25 protein-coding genes are annotated in these 25,111 nt (G+C 60.7%); 17 read left to right on the top strand and 8 right to left on the bottom strand.

The window, feature by feature from the left end:
• Nucleotides 1-433: 433 nt before the first annotated feature.
• The 8 genes from VH564_RS17340 to VH564_RS17375 all read left to right on the top strand — a co-directional run bounded on the left by VH564_RS17340 (nucleotide 434) and on the right by VH564_RS17375 (nucleotide 10,187).
• A complete protein-coding gene (locus VH564_RS17340) occupies nucleotides 434-1,090 on the top strand; it encodes a DUF2291 family protein (RefSeq protein WP_423341110.1) in 657 nt (218 codons plus the stop codon).
• The gene (locus VH564_RS17345; protein ID WP_423341111.1) at nucleotides 1,087-2,631 is read left to right on the top strand and encodes a sugar ABC transporter ATP-binding protein; all 1,545 of its coding nucleotides are present in this window, start codon (nucleotides 1,087-1,089) and stop codon (nucleotides 2,629-2,631) included. The genes VH564_RS17340 and VH564_RS17345 overlap by 4 nt, the downstream gene beginning before the upstream one ends.
• A gap of 23 nt (nucleotides 2,632-2,654) precedes the next feature.
• Nucleotides 2,655-3,755, top strand: coding sequence for an ABC transporter permease (locus tag VH564_RS17350; RefSeq protein WP_423341112.1), 1,101 nt, complete (start codon nucleotides 2,655-2,657; stop codon nucleotides 3,753-3,755).
• A 70-nt stretch (nucleotides 3,756-3,825) separates the two neighbouring features.
• On the top strand, nucleotides 3,826-4,785 hold the full coding sequence (locus VH564_RS17355) for a D-ribose ABC transporter substrate-binding protein (RefSeq protein ID WP_423341113.1): 960 nt from the start codon (nucleotides 3,826-3,828) through the stop codon (nucleotides 4,783-4,785).
• Between the two features lie 309 nt (nucleotides 4,786-5,094).
• Entirely contained in the window at nucleotides 5,095-5,994 is a 900-nt protein-coding gene (locus VH564_RS17360; protein WP_423341114.1) for a DeoR/GlpR family DNA-binding transcription regulator, read from the top strand.
• 178 nt (nucleotides 5,995-6,172) lie between these two features.
• Entirely contained in the window at nucleotides 6,173-7,705 is a 1,533-nt protein-coding gene (locus tag VH564_RS17365; protein WP_423341115.1) for an FGGY-family carbohydrate kinase, read from the top strand.
• Nucleotides 7,702-8,475: a DeoR/GlpR family DNA-binding transcription regulator gene (locus VH564_RS17370; RefSeq protein ID WP_423341116.1), complete on the top strand. Its 774-nt coding sequence runs from the start codon at nucleotides 7,702-7,704 to the stop codon at nucleotides 8,473-8,475. Before VH564_RS17365 ends, VH564_RS17370 begins: the two co-directional genes overlap by 4 nt.
• Nucleotides 8,472-10,187 (top strand): FAD-dependent oxidoreductase, encoded by a 1,716-nt coding sequence (locus VH564_RS17375; RefSeq protein ID WP_423341117.1) that lies wholly within the window; start codon nucleotides 8,472-8,474, stop codon nucleotides 10,185-10,187. The genes VH564_RS17370 and VH564_RS17375 overlap by 4 nt, the downstream gene beginning before the upstream one ends.
• Nucleotides 10,188-10,240: 53 nt before the next feature.
• On the opposite strand, the gene VH564_RS17380 is transcribed toward VH564_RS17375, so the two are convergent.
• Nucleotides 10,241-11,308 carry a hypothetical protein gene (locus VH564_RS17380; protein WP_423341118.1) on the bottom strand — a complete coding sequence of 356 codons (1,068 nt, stop codon included), beginning with the start codon at nucleotides 11,306-11,308 and terminating at the stop codon, nucleotides 10,241-10,243.
• Between the two features lie 247 nt (nucleotides 11,309-11,555).
• On the opposite strand from VH564_RS17380, the gene VH564_RS17385 reads away from it, so the two are divergent.
• A complete protein-coding gene (locus tag VH564_RS17385; protein WP_423341119.1) occupies nucleotides 11,556-11,876 on the top strand; it encodes a DUF1236 domain-containing protein in 321 nt (106 codons plus the stop codon).
• Nucleotides 11,877-11,942: 66 nt separating this feature from the next.
• On the opposite strand, the gene VH564_RS17390 is transcribed toward VH564_RS17385, so the two are convergent.
• Both VH564_RS17390 and VH564_RS17395 read right to left on the bottom strand, forming a co-directional pair.
• On the bottom strand, nucleotides 11,943-12,941 hold the full coding sequence (locus VH564_RS17390; protein ID WP_423341120.1) for a sulfate ABC transporter substrate-binding protein: 999 nt from the start codon (nucleotides 12,939-12,941) through the stop codon (nucleotides 11,943-11,945).
• A 564-nt stretch (nucleotides 12,942-13,505) separates the two neighbouring features.
• On the bottom strand, nucleotides 13,506-13,889 hold the full coding sequence (locus VH564_RS17395) for a winged helix-turn-helix transcriptional regulator (protein ID WP_423341121.1): 384 nt from the start codon (nucleotides 13,887-13,889) through the stop codon (nucleotides 13,506-13,508).
• Nucleotides 13,890-13,979: 90 nt separating this feature from the next.
• On the opposite strand from VH564_RS17395, the gene VH564_RS17400 reads away from it, so the two are divergent.
• Nucleotides 13,980-14,729: an SDR family NAD(P)-dependent oxidoreductase gene (locus VH564_RS17400; RefSeq protein WP_423341122.1), complete on the top strand. Its 750-nt coding sequence runs from the start codon at nucleotides 13,980-13,982 to the stop codon at nucleotides 14,727-14,729.
• 205 nt (nucleotides 14,730-14,934) lie between these two features.
• On the opposite strand, the gene VH564_RS17405 is transcribed toward VH564_RS17400, so the two are convergent.
• Nucleotides 14,935-15,507 carry a TetR/AcrR family transcriptional regulator gene (locus tag VH564_RS17405; RefSeq protein WP_423341123.1) on the bottom strand — a complete coding sequence of 191 codons (573 nt, stop codon included), beginning with the start codon at nucleotides 15,505-15,507 and terminating at the stop codon, nucleotides 14,935-14,937.
• A 133-nt stretch (nucleotides 15,508-15,640) separates the two neighbouring features.
• Between VH564_RS17405 and VH564_RS17410 the strand changes: the two genes are divergently transcribed.
• Both VH564_RS17410 and VH564_RS17415 read left to right on the top strand, forming a co-directional pair.
• Complete coding sequence (locus VH564_RS17410) at nucleotides 15,641-15,988, top strand: DoxX family protein (RefSeq protein WP_423341124.1); 348 nt, start codon at nucleotides 15,641-15,643, stop codon at nucleotides 15,986-15,988.
• 100 nt (nucleotides 15,989-16,088) lie between these two features.
• Entirely contained in the window at nucleotides 16,089-16,661 is a 573-nt protein-coding gene (locus tag VH564_RS17415) for a flavodoxin family protein (RefSeq protein ID WP_423341125.1), read from the top strand.
• A 458-nt stretch (nucleotides 16,662-17,119) separates the two neighbouring features.
• Here the strand turns inward: VH564_RS17415 and VH564_RS17420 are convergent, their stop codons facing one another.
• Nucleotides 17,120-17,512 (bottom strand): winged helix-turn-helix transcriptional regulator, encoded by a 393-nt coding sequence (locus tag VH564_RS17420; RefSeq protein WP_423341126.1) that lies wholly within the window; start codon nucleotides 17,510-17,512, stop codon nucleotides 17,120-17,122.
• Between the two features lie 82 nt (nucleotides 17,513-17,594).
• Between VH564_RS17420 and VH564_RS17425 the strand changes: the two genes are divergently transcribed.
• A complete protein-coding gene (locus VH564_RS17425) occupies nucleotides 17,595-18,326 on the top strand; it encodes an SDR family NAD(P)-dependent oxidoreductase (protein ID WP_423341127.1) in 732 nt (243 codons plus the stop codon).
• Nucleotides 18,327-18,462: 136 nt separating this feature from the next.
• Here VH564_RS17425 and VH564_RS17430 read toward each other — a convergent pair whose 3' ends face one another.
• Nucleotides 18,463-19,404: an NmrA family NAD(P)-binding protein gene (locus VH564_RS17430; protein ID WP_423341128.1), complete on the bottom strand. Its 942-nt coding sequence runs from the start codon at nucleotides 19,402-19,404 to the stop codon at nucleotides 18,463-18,465.
• A 74-nt stretch (nucleotides 19,405-19,478) separates the two neighbouring features.
• On the opposite strand from VH564_RS17430, the gene VH564_RS17435 reads away from it, so the two are divergent.
• Entirely contained in the window at nucleotides 19,479-20,282 is an 804-nt protein-coding gene (locus VH564_RS17435) for an AraC family transcriptional regulator (RefSeq protein WP_423341129.1), read from the top strand.
• Between the two features lie 121 nt (nucleotides 20,283-20,403).
• Here the strand turns inward: VH564_RS17435 and VH564_RS17440 are convergent, their stop codons facing one another.
• Both VH564_RS17440 and VH564_RS17445 read right to left on the bottom strand, forming a co-directional pair.
• Nucleotides 20,404-21,327: a 2-hydroxyacid dehydrogenase gene (locus VH564_RS17440; protein WP_423341130.1), complete on the bottom strand. Its 924-nt coding sequence runs from the start codon at nucleotides 21,325-21,327 to the stop codon at nucleotides 20,404-20,406.
• A 155-nt stretch (nucleotides 21,328-21,482) separates the two neighbouring features.
• Nucleotides 21,483-22,841, bottom strand: coding sequence for an aspartate aminotransferase family protein (locus VH564_RS17445; RefSeq protein ID WP_423341131.1), 1,359 nt, complete (start codon nucleotides 22,839-22,841; stop codon nucleotides 21,483-21,485).
• A 267-nt stretch (nucleotides 22,842-23,108) separates the two neighbouring features.
• On the opposite strand from VH564_RS17445, the gene VH564_RS17450 reads away from it, so the two are divergent.
• The 3 genes from VH564_RS17450 to VH564_RS17460 all read left to right on the top strand — a co-directional run bounded on the left by VH564_RS17450 (nucleotide 23,109) and on the right by VH564_RS17460 (nucleotide 25,079).
• On the top strand, nucleotides 23,109-23,447 hold the full coding sequence (locus VH564_RS17450) for a hypothetical protein (RefSeq protein ID WP_423341132.1): 339 nt from the start codon (nucleotides 23,109-23,111) through the stop codon (nucleotides 23,445-23,447).
• A 168-nt stretch (nucleotides 23,448-23,615) separates the two neighbouring features.
• A complete protein-coding gene (locus VH564_RS17455) occupies nucleotides 23,616-24,305 on the top strand; it encodes a TIGR02117 family protein (RefSeq protein ID WP_423341133.1) in 690 nt (229 codons plus the stop codon).
• 105 nt (nucleotides 24,306-24,410) lie between these two features.
• Nucleotides 24,411-25,079: a response regulator gene (locus VH564_RS17460; protein WP_423341134.1), complete on the top strand. Its 669-nt coding sequence runs from the start codon at nucleotides 24,411-24,413 to the stop codon at nucleotides 25,077-25,079.
• Nucleotides 25,080-25,111: the final 32 nt, after the last annotated feature.

Raw genomic sequence — 25,111 nt, forward strand, 5'->3', positions numbered from 1 at the left:
GCATAGCTTTCCGGCAGCACGCTAAAATCACCGGCGGAGCGGGTTGTCTACGAAAAGGAGCAGCGACTCCCTCCCGTCCCTGTTCAGCGCACTTAAATGTGAACTTTTTGCTGAACGCATGATGGTCCAGCGATTGACAAGGTGTAGACCATATCACATAGTGAAGGTGCTCGATAACATAAAGATACCACAACTAATGCGCGGACTGAGTTAAATTAGCCGCATCTGAAATTCACAATGCCAAGGGCGATCCCCGTATCGCCTGATGCAGTCAGCCGCTTGGAGGAGGGGCGAAAATGCTAGTTTCAGCCGATCGCCCCGTTCATCTCTCCATGAATGCCGCATCCGCCGGTTTGGGTGGCGCGCTTCGTCGTGCCGCTTCTCACGGTCGCCCTTCCCCTTTCCGCATCGTCAAGTCAAAGGTGGTCACACCATGAGCAATCTGGTCGGTACCTCGATAAACAGTCCTCCCAAGCCTCGCCTACGCCTGATCCTAGGATCCGTTGCCGTCGTTGTGCTGATCGCCGCCATGGCGATCGACACTAAGGTGGTGAAGATCGGTTCCGAGGCGGACTCGCAGCCGAATGCCTTCTCTCCCGAGACATACGGCGCCACCGAGTTCCCGAAGATCCAGGCGGCGATCGAGAAGCGCGCGGTCAGCGCCGACACCTTGGCGACGGCGATTGCGGCGAACAAGGAGGCAGCTGCCAAGCAGTATGGTGTGCCGGGTGGCGTCGGACCCGAGATTTCGGTCAAGTTCACGGGCGTCGTCGGCCAGGCAAAGTCGGGCATCTATACCGTGGCGGTTCCGGGCGTACCGAGCACGGTGACGGTCCGCGTCCAGACGGGCCCGGCCATCAACGGTACGGATCTGCGCGACGCGACGGGGACCGTGTCCTTCGAGCAGTTTACCAACCAGATCGAGTATCAGAACGCTGGATCGGCCCTGAACAAGGAGATGAAGGCGCAGGTCCTCTCTAAGGTCGATACCGCCAACCTCACCGGGAAGACCATCTCGGTTGTCGGCGTGTTCCAGCTCATCAACCCGAACAGCTGGCTGGTGACGCCGGCCAAGCTGGACGTCCAATGAGCGCCGCACTCAAGTCCGCGCCACAGATCGGCGATGTCGTTCTCTCTGCGCATAACGTCGCCAAGTCCTATGGCAACGTTCATGCCCTGAAGGGTGTCAACTTCGACATCCGTCGCGGCAAGGTGACGACGCTGTTCGGCGAAAACGGTGCCGGCAAGTCGACGCTGATGAAGATCCTGTCGGGCGTGATCACGCCGACATCGGGTGACATCGTGCTCGACGGCGAACGGGTCGTGTTCAGTTCGTCGACGGACGCCCGCGATCGCGGCATCTCGATCATCCACCAGGAACTCAGCCTGGCGCCCAATCTCAGCGTCCGTGACAATATCTTCATGGGCCGCGAGATCATGGGCCCGACCGGCGTCGACTTCGCCGAGGAAGCCCGCCAGGTTAAGGCCCTGATGGCAGACCTCAACGAAGTCATCGATCCCCTCACCCGCGTTGAGGAACTGCGGCTCGGCCAGCAGCAGATCGTTGAGATCGCCCGGGCGCTCTCGGTCGATTCACGCATCCTGATCATGGACGAACCGACCTCGGCGCTGAGCGCGACTGAAGTCGAGGTGCTGTTCAAGGTCATCCGCGATCTCAAGAGCCGCGGCGTATCGATCGTCTACATTTCCCACCATCTCGAGGAAGCCCTGCAGATCACCGACTATGCCGTCGTGCTGCGCGATGGCGCGATGACGGCCAAGGCCGATGTTGCGGATATCGATCTCGAATGGATCGTCCGCAACATGGTCGGCGAAAACTTCGATCTCGGTTCCCCGCCTTCGGGCTACGAATTCGGTGAGGTGGCGCTTTCGGTCAAGGGCATCAGCGTCGCCGATGCATCGGGCACCGGCTATTCCGTCGTCGACAACCTGTCGCTGGACGTGCGTGCCGGCGAGATCGTCTGCATTTATGGCCTGATGGGCGCCGGGCGCACCGAACTGCTCGAATGCGTAGCCGGCCGCGTGCCGTCGACGGGAGGCAAGGTCATGCTCGAGAACCAGGACGTGTCGAAGCTGAGCATCGCCGACCGTATTGGTCGCGGGCTGGCGCTCGTACCGGAAGACCGCCAGCGCGACGGTCTCGTCCAGACAATGTCGGTCGGCACCAACCTGTCGCTCGCCAGCATCGGCACTTTCGTCAGGGGCATGCTGCTGTCGCGCGGCCGCGAGCAGGCGTTGATCGACGACTCGATCAAGAATGTCCACATCAAGACCGCAGGCGGCGGCGCGCCGATCGGCTCGCTGTCCGGCGGCAATCAGCAGAAGGTGGTGATCGGCAAGATCCTCGCCACCCACCCGCGCGTCATCCTGCTCGACGAGCCCAGCCGCGGCATCGACATCGGCGCCAAGGCGGAGGTCTTCAAGCTTTTGGCCGAGCGGGCGACCCAGGGCCTCGCGGTCATCTATTCGACCTCGGAAGTCACCGAATGCCTCAGCATCGCCCACCGCATCATCGTGATGAGCAAGGGCAGGATCTCGGCACAGTTCGGTTCCGACGCAACAAAAGAGCAGATCATGGCCGCCTCGGGCGAAGCCGTGATCGAACACTGACGAAGAAGAACGGAGCCATGACCATGAGCGTAGCTGGTCCATCCCGCACCACCACCAAGCCTGGCCTGTTCAGCGGCGGCTTCGATCTCGGCAGGTTGCTGCTCGAGGGGCGCGCATTCTTTGCGCTGATCATCATCATCGTCGTCTTTTCGATGCTCTCGCCCTACTATTTCTCCACCGCCAACTTCCTGACAATGGCCTCGCACGTCGCCATCTTCGGCATCCTGGCGGTCGGCATGCTGCTGGTCATCCTTAACGGCGGCATCGATCTGTCGGTCGGCTCGACGCTCGGCCTGTCCGGCTGCATCGCCGGCTTCATGATGCAGGGCGTGTCGCTGAAGGTGTTCGGCGTCATCCTGTTTCCGCCGGTCTGGGTGGTCGCGGTGCTGGCCTGCTGCCTCGGCGCCCTGGTCGGCCTCGTCAACGGCGTGCTGATTGCCCGCTTCAAGGTTCCGGCCTTCGTGGCAACCCTCGGCGTCATGTACATGGTGCGCGGCGTTGCCTTGCTGATGACCAACGGCCTCACCTACAACAACCTCGGCGGCAAGCCTGAGCTTGGCAACACCGGCTTCGACTGGCTCGGCTTCAACCGGCTTGCCGGCGTGCCGCTCGGCGTCATTGTGCTCGTTGTCATCGCCTTCCTGGTCAGCGTGATGCTGAACCGCTCGGCCTTTGGCCGCTGGCTCTACGCTTCCGGCGGTAACGAGCGCGCCGCCGAACTGTCCGGCGTTCCGGTCAAGCGGGTGCAGATCCTGGTTTACGTGCTGTCGGGCGTCTGTGCCTCGATCGCCGGTCTGATCCTTTCCTCGCAGCTGACATCGGCCGGCCCGACCGCTGGCACGTCCTACGAGCTGACGGCGATTGCCGCTGTCGTCATCGGTGGTGCTGCGCTCACCGGTGGCCGCGGCAACATTCGCGGGACGCTGCTCGGCGCCTTCGTCATTGGCTTCCTGTCCGACGGTCTGGTGATCATCGGCATCTCCTCTTACTGGCAGACGGTTTTCACCGGCGCGGTCATCGTGCTCGCGGTGTTGCTCAATGCCATCCAGTATAGCCGCCGCGCCAAGAAACCTGTCTCGACAGGCGGCCAGACCACTTCTCCGCAACTGGGAGGTAAAGCGTGAAGGCTTGTTCCGCAGCCGAGAAGACTACCGGGTAACCGGGCACTACCATCAACCAAGGAGGAAAGTTCACATGTTCAACAAGACAAGACTTCTCATGCTGTCGGCCGTCGTTCTGGCCGGACCGCTTATGGCTGCATCTTCGACCTCGGCCTTCGCCGACGGCCTGATCTCGATCATCGTCAACGACCCGGCCAACCCCTACTGGCTGACCGAAGGCAACGTTGCTGCGGCCGAAGCCAAGAAGCTCGGCTACACCTCGAATGTCGGCGCCCACAAGGGTGACACCAACACAGAGAGCAACCTGATCGACACCGCGATCACCAACAAGTCCGTCGCCATCATCCTCGACCCGGCCAACGCCAGCGGTTCGGTCGGCGCCGTCAAGAAGGCTGTTGCCGCGAACATTCCGGTGTTCCTGGTCAACGCTGAAATCAACCAGGCCGGTCTCGCCAAGGCACAGCTCGTCTCGAACAACGCCCAGGGCGCTGCTCTCGGCGCGCAGGAATGGATCAAGTCCGTTGGCGACAAGGGCAAATACGTCGAACTGCTCGGCGCGCCTTCCGACAACAACGCTGCAACCCGTTCCAACGGTTACGAAACCGTGCTGACGCAGTATCCGGACCTCGAAAAGGTCGGCTCCGACGTCGGCAACTGGGACCGTACCCAGGGCCACGACAAGATGCAGAACCTGCTCCAGGCGCATCCGGATATCACCGGCGTCATCAGCGGCAACGACGAAATGGCTCTCGGCGCGATCGCTGCGCTGAAGGAAGCCGGCAAGCTCAAGGGCATCAAGGTCGGCGGCTTCGACGGTTCGCCTGATGCTGTTGCCGCCATCAAGGCCGGCGATCTGCAGTACACTGTCCTGCAGCCAGTTGCCGTGTTCTCGGCCAAGGCCGTCGAACAGGCAGACGCCTTCCTCAAGACGGGCAAGACCGGTGTCGACACCGAGAAGCAGCTCTTCGATTGCCTGATCATCAACAAGGACAACATCGCCAAGTACACGGCGCCGTTCACCCTGTCTGAGTAATGACATCAGGGGGTTGGCCTTTGCGGCCAATCCCCTTTTATTTTAGGGGGCTATCCCTGAGCCGGCTGATGTTGTCCACATCGCAGGCCTGTCGGTAGACTACTTCCGACACTTTACCATTTGTAGCGGAGCCCGCTTCGCGTCATGAAGGAGTGGTGCCGGGGCAGGCAACCGCCCTATCGAACTCTCGCCGGTCGGGCCGATCCTGATGACATGGACTTCGGATTCTACAGGAACGATGGATGAAACGCGGGAAGGCGTCGAACGCGCCGTCGCCGCTTGTTGTTTCCTTCGTTGCGGAGACGGGCGATGGCAATGAGTGATCATGACGATGCCGGCGACACCACCGGCAATCCCCTGATGCAGGAGCAGGTTCCGAGCGATACGAGGCTCGCGCGTCAGCTCGCCCGACGCCAGTCGATGACCGAGGCCGTCATGGCCGAAGGCTCGGTGCGGATCGAGGACCTGGCGGAGCGCTACGGCATCAGTCTGATGACGGCCCACCGCGATCTCGACGAACTCGTCAGTCGCGGCATCCTGCGCAAGACGCGCGGCATCGCCTCGGCTGCACCGACCAGCCTGATCGAATCCAGCGATGTCTATCGATCGAGCCGCCAATCCGTGGAGAAACGCGCGCTCGCGCTTGCTGCCATGCGCTTTGTCGAGCCGGGCCAGGCGATTTTCTTCGACGATTCGACCACCGTCCTGCAGATGGCACAGTTCCTTCCCTCGGCCGTGCCGCTGACCGTCATCACCAATTCGCTGACGCTGATGAACGACCTCAAGGGTGTCCGCGACCTGACGCTGCTTGGCCTCGGTGGCCAGTATTATAACTGGTGCAACGCCTTCATGGGCCGGATGACGACGCATGAGATTTCGCAGTTGCGCGCCGATACCCTGTTCATGTCGATGTCGGCGATAACCGACGATATCGTCTTCCACCAGTTCCTCGAGATGGTCGATACCAAGCGGGCCATGTTCGATTCCGCCTCGACACGCATCCTGCTTGCCGACAACACGAAATTCGATCGCCGGGCCTTGCATGTATTCTCGCCGCTCACCGACTTCGACATTGTCATCGTCGACGATGGTACCCCGCCCGTTCACATCGCCCGCATGCGCGACAAGGGCATCAATGTCGTCGTCGCCCCGACGCGCGGCCCCAATCATGCCTCGGCACTGAAGCGCTACGATCCCCAGAACCGCTAGAGACCGGCACCCGACCGACATTCGGTCTGGCGACAGCCGCCTTTCGCGCGTCGCCAAACGTAACGTTACTTGACGTGAAGTTACCATTTTTCTATGTTCGGTCGACTTTGTATGATGTGCGGTTCGAGCGTCCCAATGACACTCCTGCACGAGGGGTCATGAAGAGGGAGCGAGGATCATGCCCAGCCTGCTAGGGATCGACAACGGCCTGACGGTGACGAAGGCGGTCATCTTCGATATCGACGGCACGCAGCTTGCCGTGGCGCGTCGTCGCGTGCCGCAATCGATCCCGCGGGCTCGGTTCGTCGAGCGCGACATGCCGGGCCTCTGGCAGGCGACGGCCGAGGCAATCGCGGAAGCGATCGTCCTTTGCGGCCGGCCGGCAAGCGATATCAAAGCGGTGGCCGCCACGGCTCATGGCGATGGCATCTATTTGCTCGATCGCGATCAAAAGCCGCTCGGCCCGGGCATCCTTTCCCTCGATAGCCGCGCCGGCGGTATTGTCGACCGCTGGTCGGAGGGGTCGCTCTTCGATGAGGCGCTTGCGCTCACGGGCCAGGTGCCCCATGCCTCCGCACCCTCGGCGCTGCTTGCTTGGCTGAAGGAAAACGATCCGGATCGGTTCGGTCGCATCGGTCATATCCTTGCCTGCAAGGACTGGCTGCGCTTTTGCCTCAGCGGCACCATCGGAACGGATAGGACGGAGGCGAGCACCTCCTTCACAGAGGTCAACAGCCAGCAATATTCACCTGCGGCCTTACGGATCTATGGGCTGGAGAGCCTGTGGAACACCCTGCCGCCGATAGCCGACCCAGCGGAGATCGTCGGCCATGTCACGGCCGAGGCGGCAAAGCTGACGGGCCTTGTCGAGGGGACGCCGGTTGCTTGCGGTCTTCACGACGTCACGGCCTCGGCGCTTGGTATCGGCGGCCATGTCGAGGGCGTCATCAGCGTTGTCGCCGGCACCTATTCCATCAACGAGGTCGTGTCGGCAGAGCCCCTCACCGACCGGCGCTGGTTCTGTCGCAACGCCATTGCGCCCGGCCAATGGAACGCCATGGCAATTTCGCCGGCCTCGGCCGCCAACTATGATTGGTTCCTGGATACGTTTTGCCGCAGCGACCAGGAGGGCGCGACAGCTGCCGGTGGGTCGATCCATGCCCTTCTGGCGACAGAGATCGACGCGGCGCTGAAGCGGCCGTCCACAATAATGTTCCATCCCTATCTGTTTGGCTCGCCCTACGGCAACATGGCGAGCGGCAGCTTCCTCGGCCTGCATGGCTGGCACGACCGCGGCGATATGCTGAAGGCAGTGCTGGAGGGAATTGCCTTCAATCATCGCACCCATGTCGATGCCCTGCGCGATGGCTTTGCGTTCAGCGAGGTGCGGCTGACGGGAGGCGCATCGCGCAATCCGGCCTTTGCCCAGATGTTCGCAGACATTCTCAACATGCCGGTCACCGTGACGGCGACGGATGAGCCGGCTGCCTTCGGGGCGGCGCTCTGCGCCGGTACGGCCATCGGCCTCTACACCTCGCCGCAGCAGCCGCAACTGACCCTTGGCGGCGCAAGCAGCACCTATCGCCCGGATGCGGCCCGCAACGCTTCCTACGAGGAACGGTTTGCGCTTTATTCGCGCCTTGCGGAGGTTCTCAAGCCCGAATGGCCGGCGATCGAGCGCCTTGGCATGCCGACAGGCGGCGCCGGATGATCAAGGCGGACGAGCGGCGCGAGGAAATCGCCAATTACGTGATCAAGTGCGGGCAAGTTCGCATCGACGATCTGGTCGAGCATTTCGGCGTCTCGCGGATGACGATCCACCGGCATATCGAGCAATTGGCGCAGCAGGGCGTGCTGCGTAAGCTGCACGGAGCCGTCACCGTCCAGCCGTCCGGCATCTATGAAAGCACCTTCCGCTATCGCATGACGGTCGGTCGCGCGGAGAAGGATGCGCTGGCGCGGGCGGCCTTGGACTATGTCGAGCCTGGCCAGGTGGTGATGCTCGATGATTCCACCACCGCCAGCGCGGTCGCACCGCTGCTGGCCGAGATCAAGCCGCTGACCGTGATCACCAATAGCGTCTCGACCGCGGAACTGCTGATCCACGTCGAGGACATGGATTTCATTTGTCTCGGCGGCCAGTATCACCGCACCTACAATGCCTTCATCGGTTTGGTGACCGAGAACGCCATATCGCGGTTGCGCGCCGACATCCTGATCTGCTCGACCTCGGCCATATCAGGCACGACCGGCTTTATTCAGGACCAGCAGGTCGTGCGGGTGAAGCAGGCGATGATGGCCTCCTCCCGCCGCCGCCTGCTGCTCGTCGATCATACCAAATTCGACCGATCGGCGCTGCATCTCTTCGACGACCTGACGGCATTCGACGCCGTCCTGGTGACCGACGGCATCGCGGATGCAACGGCACAAAAGCTTGAACAGGCCGGTGCCCGGCTGAAGATCGTAGGGATGGCATCATGACTTCGCCGGAAACCTTGTCTGCCGGCTTCGCCGAGCGTCTCTCCACCCTGGCTGCCGATGGGCAAGTGGATGTCGTCATCCTCGGGGCCGGCATCAATGGCGCGGGCCTGTTTCGCGATCTGAGCGCGCAAGGCGTCCGCTGCCTGATCGTCGAGAAAGCGGATTTCGGCTCCGGCACCAGCGCCGCACCCTCGAGGCTGATCCATGGCGGGCTCAAATATCTCGAAACCGGGGAGTTCGGGCTGGTGGCGCAATCGACGCTCGAGCGCAATCTCCTCTTGAAGAACGCGCCCCATTGCGTGACGGCGCTGCCGACGATCATCCCGATCTTTTCCTGGACCAAGGGGATCTGGGCAGCCTTGCGCACCCTCTTCGGCTCCACCAGTGCGCCGCGCAGTCGCGGCGCCATCCTCATCAAGATCGGTCTCTTCATCTACGACTATTACGGCTCGCGCGACCGGGTCATGCCGCGCCACAAGCTGGTGGGTCGGAAGGCGGCGTTGCGCGACATCCCCGCCATGACAAAGTCGATCGTCGCCACCGGCACATATTACGACGCCAAGATCAGCCACCCCGAGCGCCTGGTGCTGGAACTGGTGACCGACGGACTGGATGCCAATCCGCGCTCCGCTGCCGCCAACTATACGACGCTGATCTCGGCCGGTGACGGCGTGCTGACCTTCCAGACGGAGAGCGGCCCGGCATTCTCCGTGCGTCCGAAGCTGGTCGTCAACGCTGCCGGCCCCTGGATCGACCATGTCAACGCCGCGCTGGGTGTCCCATCGAAGATGATCGGCGGCACCAAGGGCTCGCATATCCTTCTCAAGCACGATGAACTGCTCAAGGCCCTCGCCGGCCGGATGATCTATTTCGAAGCCGACGATGGGCGCATCTGCCTGGTCTACGACTATCTCGGCCTGGCGCTGGTCGGCTCGACCGACATTCCGGCGGACAACCCGGATAGCGTCGTCTGCGATCCCAAGGAAATCGACTACATGATCAACAGCGTGCGCGGCCTGATGCCGGGCATGACCTTCGACCACAGCCAGATCGTCTATGCCTATAGCGGCATCCGGCCGCTGCCCGCTTCGAACGCCTCGATCCCGGGTCTCATCAGCCGCGACCATTCCGCACCGGTCGCTGAGCCCGATCAGGCACGCCCCTTCCCGATCATTTCTCTCATCGGCGGCAAGTGGACGACGTTTCGAGGCTTCGCCGAGGAGGTCACAGACACCATCGTCAAGCGCCTCGGCGCCAGCCGCAAGACGACGACCCGCGCCATGCCGATCGGCGGCGGCAAGGACTTTCCGACCACGGCTTCGGCGCGGGCCGACTGGCTGAAGCGGGAGAGCGTCGAGACCGGCCTCGAGATTGCCCGTCTCGACCAGCTTCTGACGCGCTATGGCACCAAGGCCCGAGAGATAGCCCGCCATCGCGGCCTATGGACAGACAGCGACCGCCTGCCCCACTCCACGGATCACAGCCTCGCGGAAATCGACTTCATCCTTCAGAACGAAGCCGTCGAGCATCTCTCCGACATCGTCATGCGCCGCACCACGCTGGCCATCACGGGATCGCTGACGCTGTTCGACCTGCAACGGATCGCAGCGGCCATGGCCGAGGTGCGGGGCTGGGACGAGACGCGCGTGTCGGTCGAGATCGAGGCGGTGACGACGCAGCTTGCGACGAGGAACCATATGCGGGTGAAGTGAATTGGGCTGGCAAGGTGTTGGTGTGGCTGGTTGTCGCGTGAAAACGCGAGGCATCAACCTGCATCTTTCTTGCCAGCCGCAACACTGCAACTGGCGAAGGCCCTGATATTGTCAGGGATGCTAGCCCACTTGGAAAGGCTCGTCTGTGGAAACGTACCTTCAATCGGTATTCCGCTTTCGTCCAGCGCGAAGCTACAGTGGGGAAATGTTCCTGCTCCCGAACACTCGACCAGTTCCTCGATAAACCCCTCATGCATGGAGACAAAACTCTTCGTTTCCTGATAAGTTGGGTTCGGCTGCGGAGAGACGACAAGCGACAAACCAGGATAAGTTGAGTTAGCGAGCTTAATGTCAGGCATCTCTTCAAGCTCAATGGACTTACCGTGGGTGATATTGAGCAAAAGTAATGCTGTTTTGGCGATTGGAGGGCGGGACCGGAAGTGGAACAGTATCGATGATCGCCGCTTTACAAGCGGGATTATATTTCCATCGGCATCATTCTCGTCCTTGATCGGTGCGGGCTGTGCGTCTGAGATGTACATCTCGAAATTAACCCACGGCAATTTTTCGTCAGGTTGCGGATATGATGGCGGAAATGGTTCCCTATAGGCGGCGGGATAGAGGATCTGGATGTCCTGGGCCGGCATTGCCCCTGGCCGCGTTTCGCTCGAGCGCCTGGTCATGACGGTTTTGATTAGCGGCCCCGTCTCCCGGAATACGTCACAGGCCGGGATCATGGGAAGAGTACTTGCTGTCGGCAGAGCAGCATAAGCGGTACGTGACTGCCACTGCACATATAGGCCAGCAGCTACTCGGGCGGCAGGTAACGCCAGTACACCGATTAAAATCACTAGAACTCCCTTACCCGTAGAGGCTTTCCATCGAAGCCCGAGGAGAACTGCTCTAGTGGCACTCCCTGACAATGCACCCGCGCCGAAGCAGATCACTGGAATTGAGAATACAAGAGTAAGGAGGAAATCGAGGCGGCTCGTCCAATAAAAAAGTCCGATAACTATCCCGAGGCAGATCAGGAAGCGCAAAGCCAAGGCTTTCCAGCCGTTGGCGGGCAGTGGAGCCAGAAAACCAACTACATAAAGGATGAACATCAATTCAACATACATGATACGCGCTTATGGTATGATCGCAGTCTTCATCCCCGTTATTTCATGTACTTTGCTGTGCCCGGTGTCGGCAATGGGTGATTGATAAAGCAAGAACTGGAATGGCGATTTGCCTATTTTGATCAGTCCCCCCATTCACCTCCCATAACAACCATCACAAAGCGTGATGCCTCCACAAGCGCTCCCACGGAACGGACATGCCTCCACAATCATTCTGCCCGCGACAATTCTCGTTTGGAGAGCATTTATGAATAAGGCCCTGATAGTCTCAGGCGCGCTTGCGCTTACAATACTGACAACGGCCGGCTACGCCGCGAGTGCTTATCAAGTCTCTGCGGGAGATGTGCCGGATGCGCCGCCGCAGGCGGTGGTGTCGTTTGTCGAGGGGCAGCCCAATCCGGTTTCAACAGCGCTCGTCGAGGAACCCCTCGTCGTCGGCCAGGCGCTTTCGCTGCATGTGGTTTTGGTACCGGTGCCGGACAATGTCGACTTCGCCTATGCGATCGTCAACAATCAGCGAGTAATCGTCGAACCCGCAAGCCGCAAGGTCGTGCAGATCCTTCCCTGATCGGCCGACTTCGATATCTCCGACAAACCCGCCGCTCGCACGGCGGGTTTTCTGTTGGTGGTATCCTCAGTGCTGGAAGGACTGGTCGAGCAGCCCGCCATCGGCGAAATAGTCCTTCTGCACCTTGTCCCAGGAACCGAAGACGTCTTCGACCTTCAGCAATTTGATCTCGGGGAAATCGGCCTTGAACTCGGTCGAGATTGCCGGGTCATTCACGCGGTTGCCGTTCTGGGCGAGAATGCGCTGGCCTTCGCTGGTGTAGAGGAAGTCGAGATAGGTCTTGGCGATGTCGCGTGAGCCGCGCTCATCGACCACCTTGTTGACGATGGCGACCGGAAACTCTGCCAGGAGGCTGACGGAAGGCGTTACTGCCACAACCTTGTCAGCGCCGAACTGCTTGGCTATGCCCCGCGTTTCAGCCTCGAACGTCACCAGCACGTCCCCTATTCCGCGTTCGACGAAGGTCGTCGTGGCGGCGCGGCCGCCGGTGTCGAAGACCGGCACGTTGCTGAACAGCTTTTTAGAAAAGGCCGCGACCTTGGCCTCGTCGTTGCCATAGGCCTGCTTGGCGAAAGCCACCGCCGCAAGATAGGTGTAGCGGGCGTTGCCCGAGGTCTTGGGGTTCGGAAACACCACCTTCACATCATCGCGAACCAAGTCGTCCCAGTTCTTGATGTTCTTCGGATTACCGGCCCGAACGAGGAACGACGGGAAGGAGTAGAAAGGCGAGGCGTCGTTCGGAAACTGCTGCTTCCAGTCCTTAGACACGGCGCCCTTTTCGGCGAGATGATCGATGTCGATCACCTGGTTGAAGGTTACGACGTCTGCCTGCAGCCCCTCAGTCACCGCGCGTGCCTGCGCGGAGGATCCGGCGTGGGACTGCTTGACGGTGATGTCGCGGCCTGTATCGGCCTTGTACTTCGCCACGAACGCCTTGTTGACGGCGACGAAAAGCTCGCGGGAGACATCGTAGGACGCGTTCAAGATCTTGTCCGGCGTCTCTGCCATAGCCGAACCGGAAAGGACGACCGCCAGCGCGGCGCCCAGCGTCAAAAATCGAAACATGAAAACCCCAGCGTTGATGAACAGCACCGCAAATTAGTCCGGGCGAGGTGACGGGGCGAGGCATGGTATGGCGGCTTTGGCCAATCTTTGGAAAATATTACTCCAAACCGGGCGAAGCGGGTGTTGATCTAGGGGTGGCGTCGGCGACAAGAGAAACCCGCTCGCGTATATCGCTTTTGTGGAAGATGAATTTTGCGCAGGCGCCTCGAGCTGGGTCGACCCACGTTTCGTGCTGTGCGGAGTTGCGTTTCGGTAAAGGCGGAAGACGTGCTGATGCTTGTCAAGGTCGTCGGGGCAAAGCATGCCTCTGCACGCCCGGACCCACATCGGAAACGGGTCACCGCGTGACGGTTGGCCGCGCGCGCCAGAAGCAGTCATGTTTTGGCTTTAAGACAAACTATCAGAGGTTTGGGAGCGGAATCCCAACGATGTAATCGCCTGAGTGGCCTCTTCGGTCAGACACGCCATTGCAGGAAAGCCCAGTCATTGCGAGCAACGGCTCTCCGCGCAAATTGCTTATTCCCAGCGCTGTCGCACCGACTTCAGTGACGCGCGCTCCCTTTGTCAGGCAGTCGTCCCTGGAACAGCCTTGACATTCACCTCATTGGCGACTCGCCTGGCCATGAGTTGCTCGACCTTCACGACATGTGCGGTGCCCCACGCACAGAGCGGTACGAGCGCGTCGGCCAGCGTTATGCCGAAAGGCGTCAGCGAATAGTCGACCTTGGGCGGCACCTGTTGATAGTCGCGGCGATCAATGACGCCATCAGCCTGCAACTCCTTGAGTTGCTGGATCAGCATCTTGTCGCTCACGCCGCCGACCGCACGTTTCAGCTCTCCGTAGCGCCGCGCCCCGTTCGCAAGATGGAACAGGATCAGCGGCTTCCACTTGCCGCCGACAACCGACAGAGCGACGTCAAGACCGCAGTTGAATCGCATGCTCGTCATCGAACTTACCTGATACTTACCAAAAGGTGCATACTAGCGACCGTGATAGTTCATGTCTATCTCTGCATTGTTCGATTTTTGGAGACACACATGAACAGGCTTTTGGGTAAAACGGCTGTCATCACCGGCGGCAACAGTGGCATAGGACTGGCAGCCGCAAAGCGCTTCGTCGCCGAGGGAGCGCATGTCTTCATCACCGGGCGTCGCCGCGCCGAACTTGACAAGGCGGTCGCCGAGATTGGCGGCGCTGTCACCGGCATTCAGAGCGACATATCCAGCCTCGACGACCTCGACAGGCTGTTTGCGGTCGTACGCGAAAAGCGGGGTGGGTTGGACATCCTGTTTGCCAATGCAGGTGGTGGCGATATGGCACCCCTCGGCTCGATAACCGAGGCGCAGTTTGACCGCACCTTCGACATCAACGTCCGTGGCACGTTGTTTACCGTGCAGAAGGCGCTGCCGCTGATGAAGGCCGGCGGCTCGATCATCCTCACCGGCTCGACCACCGGCTCGAAAGGCACGCCGGCGTTCAGCGTCTACAGCGCCAGCAAGGCCGCGGTCCGCAATTTCGCGCGAAGCTGGGCGCTCGACCTCAAGGATAGCGGTATCCGCGTCAACGTGCTGTCGCCGGGAGCGACGTTGACGCCTGGTCTCCAGGGTCTCGCCAGCACGCCCGAAGAGGAGAAAGCCCTCGTCGCCGGCCTTGCCGCGCTGACGCCGCTCGGCCGGATCGGCCAGCCGGAGGAGACGGCCGCCGTCGCGTTGTTCCTCGCCAGCGACGACAGCAGCTTCATGACCGGTGCCGAGGTGTTCGTCGACGGCGGCATGGCACAGGTCTGAGCCGAGGACTGCCGACAACACTTTAGTTAGGAGTCTGGCTCTTCGCCTTGTGCGTAGAGCCGGACACGCCAGATTTCAGCGCCCTTGCCATGGCCGCTTCGCGCCAATATCGGACACAGCATGAGCACCGAGTTCTTGAAATTCGCTGTTCTGGTGCTGCAATGGGCAACTCCCTACCTCCGCGCCATGGCGTCGTGCGGGTCGGTCAGTTAGCCATCGCAAACATCGCAACAAGGCGCCTCACCCGTTCATTGCGGAACGCTGGCCTGATGCGGCCATGGCGCTCGAGCTCAGCCAATCCGTGTAATGCAGCCCAAAAGGCTTCGGTCGCGACCTCAGAGTCAGCACAAAACGGCTCGACGACCGCCATCAAGGCCCCGAACGTGCCGCGCAGGACCTGCGGCGTGTCGGACTTCGCGAAGCGAAGGCCGCTCGGGAGAACAAACATGGCTTCGTAGAGGGCCGGCCTTTCGAAGGCGAATTCGAGATAGGCCGCGGCAACATCTTGGAGAGCCTCCGCCGGAGTTGCATCGCGGCGGACGGAGGCGCGCAAAGCTGGTCCGAGTTCGCCGAACCCCTCAAGCGCTACGGCTCCGACGATCGCCTCGCGGTTCTCGAAATGGGCGTACAGGACCGGCTGACTGTATTCTATCTCCTGGGCGAGGCGCCGGACGGTAACCGAGGCCCACCCATGCTGCTCAGCAAGCATCCGTGCTGCGGAGAGAATACGCTGCTCCCGCTCTGCTCTTTCGCGCTCTTTACGCTCGTTGATGCCCATTCCTTCACCTTCGATCTGTCGATGTGGACTTTAGCGATCTAAATTATTTATGGCAACGGTTGACAATCTAGCAATGCTAGAAATATATTCAGTGCTATCGTCGTGCCGACGATTGCACCGTTAGGGTCCCTCTATGTCCAACCTGATATCGCTTTCACTTGGTAACGCCGCGACGCTGGCGGCCGCTGTGGCCTTCCTCATAGGCAGCGTCGTCAACGCGACCGCTCGCAAGCCGATCCGCGAAGAATTCGTCCGCTTTGGATTTCCATGGTGGTGGTGCTGGGTCACCGCACTGCTTGAATTCATGACGGCGGTGCTTCTGGTCATGCGCCCGACATTCGCGATTGGCATCGCGCTCGGGGTTTGCATCATGGTCGCTGCGATCTTCTCTGTCATTCGAGCACGTGCCTTTCGTCACATCCCGCCGCCAGCCATTTTCCTGCTGCTTCTGCTGATCGCGATCTTCATCCAGGTCGCATAGCCTCGACGGGAAAGCCCTCAGTCTCAAAACCAAATTCAAAACGTCGAACCGCGCCGACTTCCATCGGCGAGGCGCAAAACCACGGCCAAAGGAGCCAGTCATGACCACCAACCTAACCTCGAACACCGTTGTCGTTTATCATTCCGGCTACGGCCATACGCACCGCCTGGCAGAGGCGGTCGCCGATGGAGCCGGAGCGACGCTCCTTCCCATCGACGCTGAGGGCAACCTTTCCGAGGATGGATGGGCGGCACTCGATGCCGCCGACGCCATCATCTTCGGCGCACCAACTTACATGGGCGGACCCAGCTGGCAGTTTAAGAAGTTCGCGGACACGTCCTCGAAGCCTTGGTTTTCCGCGAAATGGCAGGACAAGTTTTTTGGTGGCTTTACCAACAGCGCCAGCCTCAACGGTGACAAGCTCAACACCCTCCAATATTTCGCGCTCCTTGCCGGGCAGCATGGTGGCTTGTGGGTGAGCCTCGCCATCAAGCCGTCGAACACCAAGTCGTCGCAGCGAGATGACGCGAACCGAATGGGATCCTATCTCGGCCCGATGGCGCAGTCGGACGCCGATGCCGCACCAGAGGAAATGTCGCGCGGCGATCTTGAAACCGGGCGTCTCTACGGCGCGAGAGTTGCGCGGATCGCACAACAGCACAAGTCAATTTAGCGGGCGTGAAATGAATCGCAAATAAATCAGACCCAGACCTTCCGCGTCATGCGCGGAAGGTCTCGTCCTACGGCTCATTTATCCGTTTCAGGTCGACTCCCGATGCGGTCATTGCTGACGTTTCGGTCGGCGAACACTTCGTGGGAAGTGACAGCGTTCGTCTCTACCTCGATAGATTTTTCCTGGGCTACAATACCTCGAGCAAACTCCTCTCGATCGACCAGGTAGACGACCGGACTGCGGTCGCCCGGCTCGACTTCACCGGAGATTTTGGCCACGAAATCGGAATGTTGAAAGTTGCGATTAACCCCGACGGCTTGATAGTACGGATCGACGCAGACCTCGAGTAACCTTCAAGATCGTCGCCGCCACTCCCGTCGGGGTGGCGGACCATTCGGTTAAGCCTGTCGGCAGCATCGTCTGGCTGCTTCGCGCCAGAAGCGGGCACAGCGACTCCGTCAACGACGAATTCCCGCCTTGTCATAGCGCAGCATGGCTGCCTCGACCTTGTCGCCGTTGGCCGCTGCCCACGCGCACAATGCTTCAAACGGCTCCCGCAGGGAAAGGCCCAAGGGCGTGATTGCGTATTCTACGCCAATCGGCTGGGTCGGGAGTACGGTTCTTGTCACAAGGCCGTTCCGCTCAAGCCTCTTCAATGCGTCGGCCAGAGCCTTGTGCGTTATGCCGTCGAGACGCCGCTTGATTTCGTTGAAGCGCGCGGGTTGTGGGCAGATGACTGTCAGTATCAGGATCGTCCATTTGTCAGCGATCTTGTCGAGCACCGGGCGAACCAGGGGCATGTCGCAAAGCGTGCGATGTGAGAGGGCTTCCAAGTCGGTATACTTGTCCATATCTAGGCTATTCCAGGTGCGTAATTGATATCAGATATCCATCGTATATCATGTCGAGACCATTCAGTGAAAGGGATTTACGATGGATCGCATGAGTAACAAGGTTGCACTGGTCGTTGGCGGCGCGAAGGGTATTGGCCTCGCCATTGCCGAGCGGCTTTCGGCCGAAGGCGCAAATGTCTTCATCACCAGTCGTCGAGGTGAAGATGCCGACAAAGCGGCCGAAGGCATCGGCCATGGCACGGTCGGCATTACCGCCGACGCAAGCTCGCCGGAAGACATGGTCGCTGTTGTCGAACAGGTGCGCAAAGCCTACGGTCGTATCGACGCGCTTGTTTTGAATGCAGGTATTTCCGAGCCTTCGCAGATCGCCGAAATTACACCGGAGCACTTCGACCGCCACTTCGACGTCAACGTCCGAGGGATGGTGTTCGGCCTCCAGGCAGCTCTCCCCGCAATGACAGCAGGCGGCTCGGTCGTCCTCGTTGGATCCGTTGCCGGGAGCGCGGGCTACGCGGCTTACGGAACCTATGCCGCGACCAAAGCGGCCATTCGATCCTACGCCAGAACCTGGACGGCGGAACTCGCACCCAAGGGGATTCGGGTCAACGTCGTTGCACCCGGCCCAACGGATACGGATATGATGGCTGCAGTTGGGGAAGACACGCGCGCGGCAATTGTCGCTCCTATACCGATGGGTCGTATGGCTCGGCCTTCGGAAGTAGCTGCGGCGGCCCTGTTTCTGTTGAGCGACGATGCGAGCTACATCGCCGGTGCTGAACTCTGCGTTGACGGCGGCTTGCGGCAAGTCTGAGCGGCCGACTGATCGCTGTGTCCGATCTCGAATGGGTCGGGTACGAGCAAAGCTGCCGCAATCTGATGATTTGCGGCAGCGTTCAATTAAGACCCGGGATTGCTGGGAGGGTTCAAAAAATCAGCATGACATCCCGCTAGTCCCTGGCGGTCCACATCGGAAACGTTTCTCGGTGGTCTCCCGCTCTGACCACCTCCACGTAACGCGGCTTCCAAACATCCCCAATGAACGCCTCCATCGTCGTGGGCAATTTCGGACGATCCTCGTGCTTCCCATGGAACCTCACGATGCCATTGTTCAGAGCGTCAGCACTCAGAGTGTCGTCCTGCCATTTCTCCGGCGTCCCGAACCGCGCCAGAAACTCAGCTTCCACGTCTTTGCGGGTCGTCTCGATGTATCGGTACTCCACCGGCCCTTCGATCGCCCTGCCAATGGTCGCGGCCAGTTCGTTCATCGACACATCTTCCGAGCCGACTTCGAGATAGACGCGGTGTCTGCCCGTCGGATTGGTCAGTTCCTTCGCTGCCAGCCATGCGATGTCATCGGTTGCTACCCAGGGCATCTTCAAATCAGGTTTGCAGAACCAAGCAATTCGACCGTATTTGGCAACCGGAGCCGTCCACGCCTGCACATCTTCCATGAACCATGCGGCGCGCAGGTGGACCAAGTTGATATTGCCGAGTTCATTGAGCTTTTGGTCCAGATCGTGGAAGCACTCGAAATGGCCCGTCTTGCCCTTCACGTCCGAACCCATGGCCGTCAGGCTTACGGCCAGTTTGACGGAGGATTTTTCGAGCGTATCGACAAAGCGCTGGGCAACAGCGGGGTAGTGTCCCTCGATGTTGTTCCAATCGGTTTTTACCATGAGAAAGGCGGCATCCGCATCCTGGAAAAATTGGTCAAGGTCTCCCGCTCCTGTGTCAAAACTTCCCAGGAATGGCTCTGCTCCAAGCTCGACCAATGCGTCGAGCGCTGGGCCACCTCTCGACAAGGCTCTGACCTGATGCCCGGCCTTCAGCAGACTCCTGGTCAGCTTGGCGCCAACTCGTCCCGTTGCGCCGACGATAGAAATTCTCATGGCAGTCTCCATTCGATTGTTGATCGCCCGATGGTAGACTATTGCGGGCCGCACGAATTTGGAGATAATGCCAGATGATCTCTAAATTGGGCCAATCCGCAAAGCTGCTGCGTTCCTGCTTCGATGATTTCGATCCCGACCGGTCGGATCGTCCGGCCGTCGCAGTTCGCCTCGACTTCCGAGATTATGAAGCTGAAGTGCACCAGCACCAGCACAAGCAAGGGCAGCTCATTCTGGCCCTGCACGGGGCCGTCACTTGCAGGACGGAAAATGGCCTGTGGATTGTCCCACCGGACTGCGGGGTGTGGATACCCGGCGGGGTGCCTCACAGCAATCAGGTCACGCCCAACGCGCGCCTGTCCTATCTGTTCGTTCAACCAGGCGCCGCAACGCTGCCACAGCAGTGCTGCACTTTGTCCGTGTCGCCGATGATCCGCGAGATGATCCTCCGACTGGCGGATGTACCGGAAAATTCCGCTCAGGAGGATCATGTCGTCCGTCTGGTGCGGGTCTTGCTCGATGAACTGGCGCAAATGCCGATACAGGGGCTGGATTTACCCGCGTCCAGCCATCCCAAAATCGCCGTGATCACCGCTGCCCTGATGGCGGAGCCGAGCGACCGCCGCACCCTCGTCGATTGGGCGGCGCAGGTTGCCATGAGTGAGCGATCCCTGAAGCGGCTGATGGTCCAGGAAACGGGACTGACCTTCGGCCGATGGCGGCGGCAACTGCACCTGGTCATCGCGTTGCGCGAACTGGCCAGCGGCGCGACGGTTCAGAGGGTTTCGAGCGACTTGGGATACGAATCCGCCACCGCCTTTATCGTCATGTTCAAGAAGGCACTGGGCACAACGCCAACGCGCTATTTCGCGAGCTGATTTGCCGGATAACCGAGTCCTCTCTGATCTCTGATCGCATAGTCTTGACCAAAGCTGACATTGGCGACCGAGAGAAGTTTGAGAGGCGGACGGAACTTTAGTCCAATGTGATGTCGCTCTGCTAATAGCCCCGCGCCTTGTCGACGAGATGGGGAATTGCCTCGCCGCGCTCGAAGCGCTTGATGTTGCGGGCGATTTCAACGACGGCGATGCGCGGATGAGTTGGCGCTGCGACATGCGGGCTGACGCGAATATCGGGATGGCGCCAGAAGGGATCGCTTTCCGGCAGCGGCTCGACCCGAAAGACATCGAGGACCGCGCCGCTGAGTTGGCCACTGTCGACGGCCGCAATCAGATCGGCGTCGACGACATGGCCGCCACGCGCGCCGTTGATGAAGAAGCCTCCTTTTGCCTGCGCCGAGAACAGGCGGGCCTCGGCGATATCCCGCGTTTCCGCCGTCAGCGGCAACAGGTTGACGACGATGTCGGCACCGGTGACCGCCGGGATGAGGCCTTCATTGCCAGCAAAGGTTTCTGCCCCCTCGACCGCGCGGCCGCTGCGGCTCCAGACGCGCGTCTTGAACCCGAAGGCAACAAAGTGCCTGGCCACGGGCGTTCCGAGCGCTCCGGCACCGAGGATCGTCACGAGCCGCTCGTGGGCAAGCTTTTCGGCCTGCGGCTGCCAGCGGTGGTCGCGCTGGAAACGTTCGTAGAGGCGGATGTTGCGATGCCAGGCCAAGGCCTCGGCCAGCACCCACTCCGTCATCCCTTCGGCAAGACCGCTGTCGACCATACGCACGATCGGTGTCTGCTCGGCGATTTCGCCCGAGCGCAACAGATGTTCGATGCCGGCATTGAGGCTCAGGATCAGCTTGACCTCCGGCCGCGCTGCCATGAACCCGGCGCTCGGGCGGCCGACCACCATGTAATCTACCGGCGCACCGACCGCTTCCGGCGGGTGGATCAGGATCTCATGTTCGGGCAATTCCGCGCGAAAAAGCGCGGCCATTTCTTCGCTGCCTTCGGCAATCAATACGCGTTTCATAGTCATACCTGGAGTTTGCCGGCGAGGATCGACGCCGAGTAGTTTGAATGTCGCCCCTCGATCATCGCGTCGACGATCGAGATCACTTCGATTGGCAATCGGTATCCGAGCCTGACTGAGGCACGGATGCGTGTCTCTGACCGGCGCAAGCTCGATCAGGCGGCCGAGAGTTCGGTCTGAAATTCCTCGATCGAGCGCTCGAAGATGTCGAAGATATCGTCGAGCTGGCTGCGGGTGGTGATCATCGGCGGGCAGAGCGCCAAGGAGTCGCCTATGGCGCGGGCGATCAGGCCGTTGCCCTGCAGGATGGAGAACAGCTTCGGTCCAAGCGTACCCGTGGCATAGCCTTCGCGCGGCGCGAGTTCCAGCGCACCGATCAGGCCGGCGCCTCGGGCCTCGATCGCCAGCGGATGCTCCGCCAGCGCCTTCAGGCGGGATAGGAAGTGGCCGCTGAGATCGCGCACGTTGCCGACCAGATCGCGCTCCTCGATGATGGCGAGATTCTCCAGTGCGACGGCTGCCGCCACCGGATGACCGGCGGCCGTAACGCCATGCCCGAACGTGCCGATCTTCTTCGATTCGTCGGCGATCGGCTGGTAGACCCGGTCGTTGATGAGCAGCGCCGAGATCGGCAGGTAGGAGGAGGACAGCTGCTTCGACAGCGTCATGATGTCGGGACGCATCTCGTAGGTCTCTGACCCGAACATGTTGCCGGTTCGGCCGAAGCCGCAGATCACTTCGTCGGCGATGAGCAGGACGTCATATTTGTCGAGCACCGCCTGAATGGCGCTCCAATATCCTTCCGGCGGGACGATGACACCGCCGGCGCCCATCAGCGGCTCGCCGATGAAGGCGGCGATGGTTTCGGGTCCCTCGGAAACGATGATCTCTTCGAGTTCCTTGGCCAGCCGCGCCGAAAAGGCGAGTTCGGACTCGCCTGGATGGGCGAAGGCGCGGAAATGCGGGCATCCGGCATGCAGCACGCCCGGCATGGGCAGGTCGAAGGAGCGGTGGTTGTTCGGAAGGCCCGTCAGACTGGCGCTCGCGAGCGTTACGCCATGATAGCCCTTGACGCGGGAAATGATCTTCTTCTTGGCAGGCAATCCTAACGCATTGGAGCGGTAGCGGATCATCTTGATGACCGTGTCGTTGGCCTCTGACCCGGAATTGGTGAAATAGGCCTTGGACATCGGCACCGGCGCCATGCCGACAAGCTTCTCGGCGAGGTCGACGGAGGGCGCGTGACTCTTCTGCGTGAAGGTGTGGTAGTAGGGCAACTTCTCCATCTGCCGCGCCGCTGCCTCGACCAGCCGCTTCTCACCAAAGCCGACGCCGACGCTCCACAGGCCCGACATGCCTTCGATATATTTCTTGCCGCTGTTGTCGTAGACGTAGATGCCTTCGCCACGCTCGATGACCAAGGGACCCTCTTCCTCGTTCCGACGCGCATTGGTGTAGGAATGAAGATGATAGGCGGCGTCGCGCGCCTCGACGGAATTGGCTTTGTAGGTCACGGGCAGCTCCCTTGAATCGGCTTCGACAACAGTGCAGCAGCTTGGCGGCTTGTCAACGGCGCCATACCGTCGGACGGGGCAATAGGTTACAAAGTACGGAGAGCTCTGCATGCCCGATCCGCGCTTTCCCAACGGCGCGGATGATAACATCTCGATCACGATCGAGTGAAGAAAGACGGCGTCCTGCCGGAACCAAAGATCAAGAAGAGTGTTTAGCTGCCAGTAATATGCGGCCGGAACGGCCGAGTTTGAACAGGGAGATTAGACATGTCCAAGATGCTTACACTTGCCGGCCTGAGCCTTACCCTCGTCGGTGGTCTTTTCCTCGGATCGGCATCGATTGCCTCCGCCCAGAACCTCGATATCCAGGTTGGACCTGATGGCGTCCGCCCGGTCATCCGCGACCGAGATCTCCGCGACCGGGAATTCCGCGGCCGTGGCGAATGCAGCCCGCGCGACGCCATGGCTGCCGCACGCGACGAAGGCTTTCGTCACCCGCGCATTGCGCGTATCACCGACCGCCGCGTCGTCGTCGAAGGCATGACCGAAGACGGCCCCGACCGTATCAGCTTCGCCAACCGCCCCGGCTGCCCTGTAAGCCGATAAAAGTCTCCCTATCCCAACGGAAAAACCTCGCCCACCGGCGGGGTTTTTTATTGTCTTGGAGCACGATCAAATTAAGCCCTCGAACTATTGCGGATGGCAGACGCATCGATAGCTTTTCCCATGCAGCCATGCCACATGTCCCGATGGTCATGCTGACGAGGTTCTGCCGTGCTTTCGAGACTGAGACGCATCGTCGCCATCGCGATCGGATTGATGGCCTGCTGTGTCATCGCGGGGATACTGGTCCCGAGGCCCTTGTGGCAGACACCGGCCGTGGAGCCGAAGACCCACCGTATTCTTGTCCTCAGTAACCCCATTCACACGGATATCGCCATCCCGGTCGATGATGACGTCCGCAAGACGTTCGGTTTCATGAAAGGCGCCGGTCTGGACGTCGATCTCAATGGCGTGGGCTATGTCATTTTCGGCTGGGGTGGACGCGCCTTCTACACGGAAACGCCGACCTGGGCCCACCTGAAGACTGTCCCTGTGTTGAAAAGCCTGACGCTCGATCGCTCGGTGATGCATGTCGAGCTTGGCGGCGAGATTCCGGACGGCGTTCCCTATGCCACGACAGTGCGAATAGATGAAGAAGGCTACCAGAGCGTGCTCGGTGCCATCAGGCAGAGCTTTGCCAACAGTCCCGCGCCACCCACGGCGCTCGAACGCGGCGGCTATGGGCCCTACGATCTCTTCTTCGAGGCCAACGGCTATTTTAACGTCCTTTCCGGCTGCAACAGCTGGACGGCAGCCATGCTGCGGCAGGCCGGGATTTCCACCGGCTGGTGGGCACCTCTCCCTTGGATGCTGCGGCTGGCGCTGCATCTTCACAACGATGCCGATATCGTCTCGCGCTAGCAAGCATCGACCGGATCGCGCTCGCTCTGACAGTCAATGCAACCGGCCGGCTCCCATGGCATCTGGGCTCTCGTCAGGGCGCGGCCTTACCCTTATACTGGCGGGATGAGGATTCTGCTGGTCGAAGACAATCGTGAACTGGCGTCCTGGCTCGGCAAGGCGCTGCGCCAGGCCCATTATGCCGTCGATATCGTTCATGATGGCGAGGATGCCGAGCACTCGCTGAAGGTTGCCTTCTATGCCGCCGTGGTGCTGGACCTGTCGCTGCCGAAGCTCGATGGTCTGACCCTACTCAAGCGGCTGCGCCAAGGCGGCAACAAGGTGCCGGTCATTATCCTCACGGCCAATGCCAGCCTCGATGGGCGGGTCGCAGGGCTGGACAGCGGCGCGGATGACTATCTGGCCAAGCCCTTCGAGATGCCCGAGCTGGAGGCCCGCATTCGCGCCCTTGTGCGCCGTGGTCATGATCGTGCTGCCCCTGAAATCGTCGTCGGCGACCTGTTTTTCGACGGCGGGACGCGGCAATTCAAGCTTCTGGGCGAGGTGCTTGCGCTGACGCCGCGCGAACATTCGGTGCTGGAGCATCTGGTGATGCGGGTCGGCACTACCGTCAGCAAGGATACACTTTCGGAAAGTGTTTTCGGTTTCGACGATGCGGCCGATCCGAGCGCCATCGAGATCTACGTGCATCGCGTGCGCAAGAAGCTGGAAGGCAGCAGCGCGCAGATCGCCACACTGCGCGGCCTCGGATATATGTTGCGCCATGCCCAATGACGACGATCATGCCGGTCTTCTGAAGAGAACAG

Origin of the sequence: Rhizobium sp. HT1-10 (genome assembly GCF_049472505.1) — a bacterium.
Lineage (GTDB): Bacteria > Pseudomonadota > Alphaproteobacteria > Rhizobiales > Rhizobiaceae > Rhizobium.

Bases quoted from the DNA above. Each gene is read 5' to 3' on its own strand.
- VH564_RS17340 (WP_423341110.1), top strand. From the start codon at position 434: ATGAGCAATCTGGTCGGTACCTCGATAAACAGTCCTCCCAAGCCTCGC.
- VH564_RS17345 (WP_423341111.1), top strand. From the start codon at position 1,087: ATGAGCGCCGCACTCAAGTCCGCGCCACAGATCGGCGATGTCGTTCTC.
- VH564_RS17350 (WP_423341112.1), top strand. From the start codon at position 2,655: ATGAGCGTAGCTGGTCCATCCCGCACCACCACCAAGCCTGGCCTGTTC.
- VH564_RS17355 (WP_423341113.1), top strand. From the start codon at position 3,826: ATGTTCAACAAGACAAGACTTCTCATGCTGTCGGCCGTCGTTCTGGCC.
- VH564_RS17360 (WP_423341114.1), top strand. From the start codon at position 5,095: ATGGCAATGAGTGATCATGACGATGCCGGCGACACCACCGGCAATCCC.
- VH564_RS17365 (WP_423341115.1), top strand. From the start codon at position 6,173: ATGCCCAGCCTGCTAGGGATCGACAACGGCCTGACGGTGACGAAGGCG.
- VH564_RS17370 (WP_423341116.1), top strand. From the start codon at position 7,702: ATGATCAAGGCGGACGAGCGGCGCGAGGAAATCGCCAATTACGTGATC.
- VH564_RS17375 (WP_423341117.1), top strand. From the start codon at position 8,472: ATGACTTCGCCGGAAACCTTGTCTGCCGGCTTCGCCGAGCGTCTCTCC.
- VH564_RS17380 (WP_423341118.1), bottom strand. From the start codon at position 11,308: ATGTATGTTGAATTGATGTTCATCCTTTATGTAGTTGGTTTTCTGGCT.
- VH564_RS17385 (WP_423341119.1), top strand. From the start codon at position 11,556: ATGAATAAGGCCCTGATAGTCTCAGGCGCGCTTGCGCTTACAATACTG.
- VH564_RS17390 (WP_423341120.1), bottom strand. From the start codon at position 12,941: ATGTTTCGATTTTTGACGCTGGGCGCCGCGCTGGCGGTCGTCCTTTCC.
- VH564_RS17395 (WP_423341121.1), bottom strand. From the start codon at position 13,889: ATGACGAGCATGCGATTCAACTGCGGTCTTGACGTCGCTCTGTCGGTT.
- VH564_RS17400 (WP_423341122.1), top strand. From the start codon at position 13,980: ATGAACAGGCTTTTGGGTAAAACGGCTGTCATCACCGGCGGCAACAGT.
- VH564_RS17405 (WP_423341123.1), bottom strand. From the start codon at position 15,507: ATGGGCATCAACGAGCGTAAAGAGCGCGAAAGAGCAGAGCGGGAGCAG.
- VH564_RS17410 (WP_423341124.1), top strand. From the start codon at position 15,641: ATGTCCAACCTGATATCGCTTTCACTTGGTAACGCCGCGACGCTGGCG.
- VH564_RS17415 (WP_423341125.1), top strand. From the start codon at position 16,089: ATGACCACCAACCTAACCTCGAACACCGTTGTCGTTTATCATTCCGGC.
- VH564_RS17420 (WP_423341126.1), bottom strand. From the start codon at position 17,512: ATGGACAAGTATACCGACTTGGAAGCCCTCTCACATCGCACGCTTTGC.
- VH564_RS17425 (WP_423341127.1), top strand. From the start codon at position 17,595: ATGGATCGCATGAGTAACAAGGTTGCACTGGTCGTTGGCGGCGCGAAG.
- VH564_RS17430 (WP_423341128.1), bottom strand. From the start codon at position 19,404: ATGAGAATTTCTATCGTCGGCGCAACGGGACGAGTTGGCGCCAAGCTG.
- VH564_RS17435 (WP_423341129.1), top strand. From the start codon at position 19,479: ATGATCTCTAAATTGGGCCAATCCGCAAAGCTGCTGCGTTCCTGCTTC.
- VH564_RS17440 (WP_423341130.1), bottom strand. From the start codon at position 21,327: ATGAAACGCGTATTGATTGCCGAAGGCAGCGAAGAAATGGCCGCGCTT.
- VH564_RS17450 (WP_423341132.1), top strand. From the start codon at position 23,109: ATGTCCAAGATGCTTACACTTGCCGGCCTGAGCCTTACCCTCGTCGGT.
- VH564_RS17460 (WP_423341134.1), top strand. From the start codon at position 24,411: ATGAGGATTCTGCTGGTCGAAGACAATCGTGAACTGGCGTCCTGGCTC.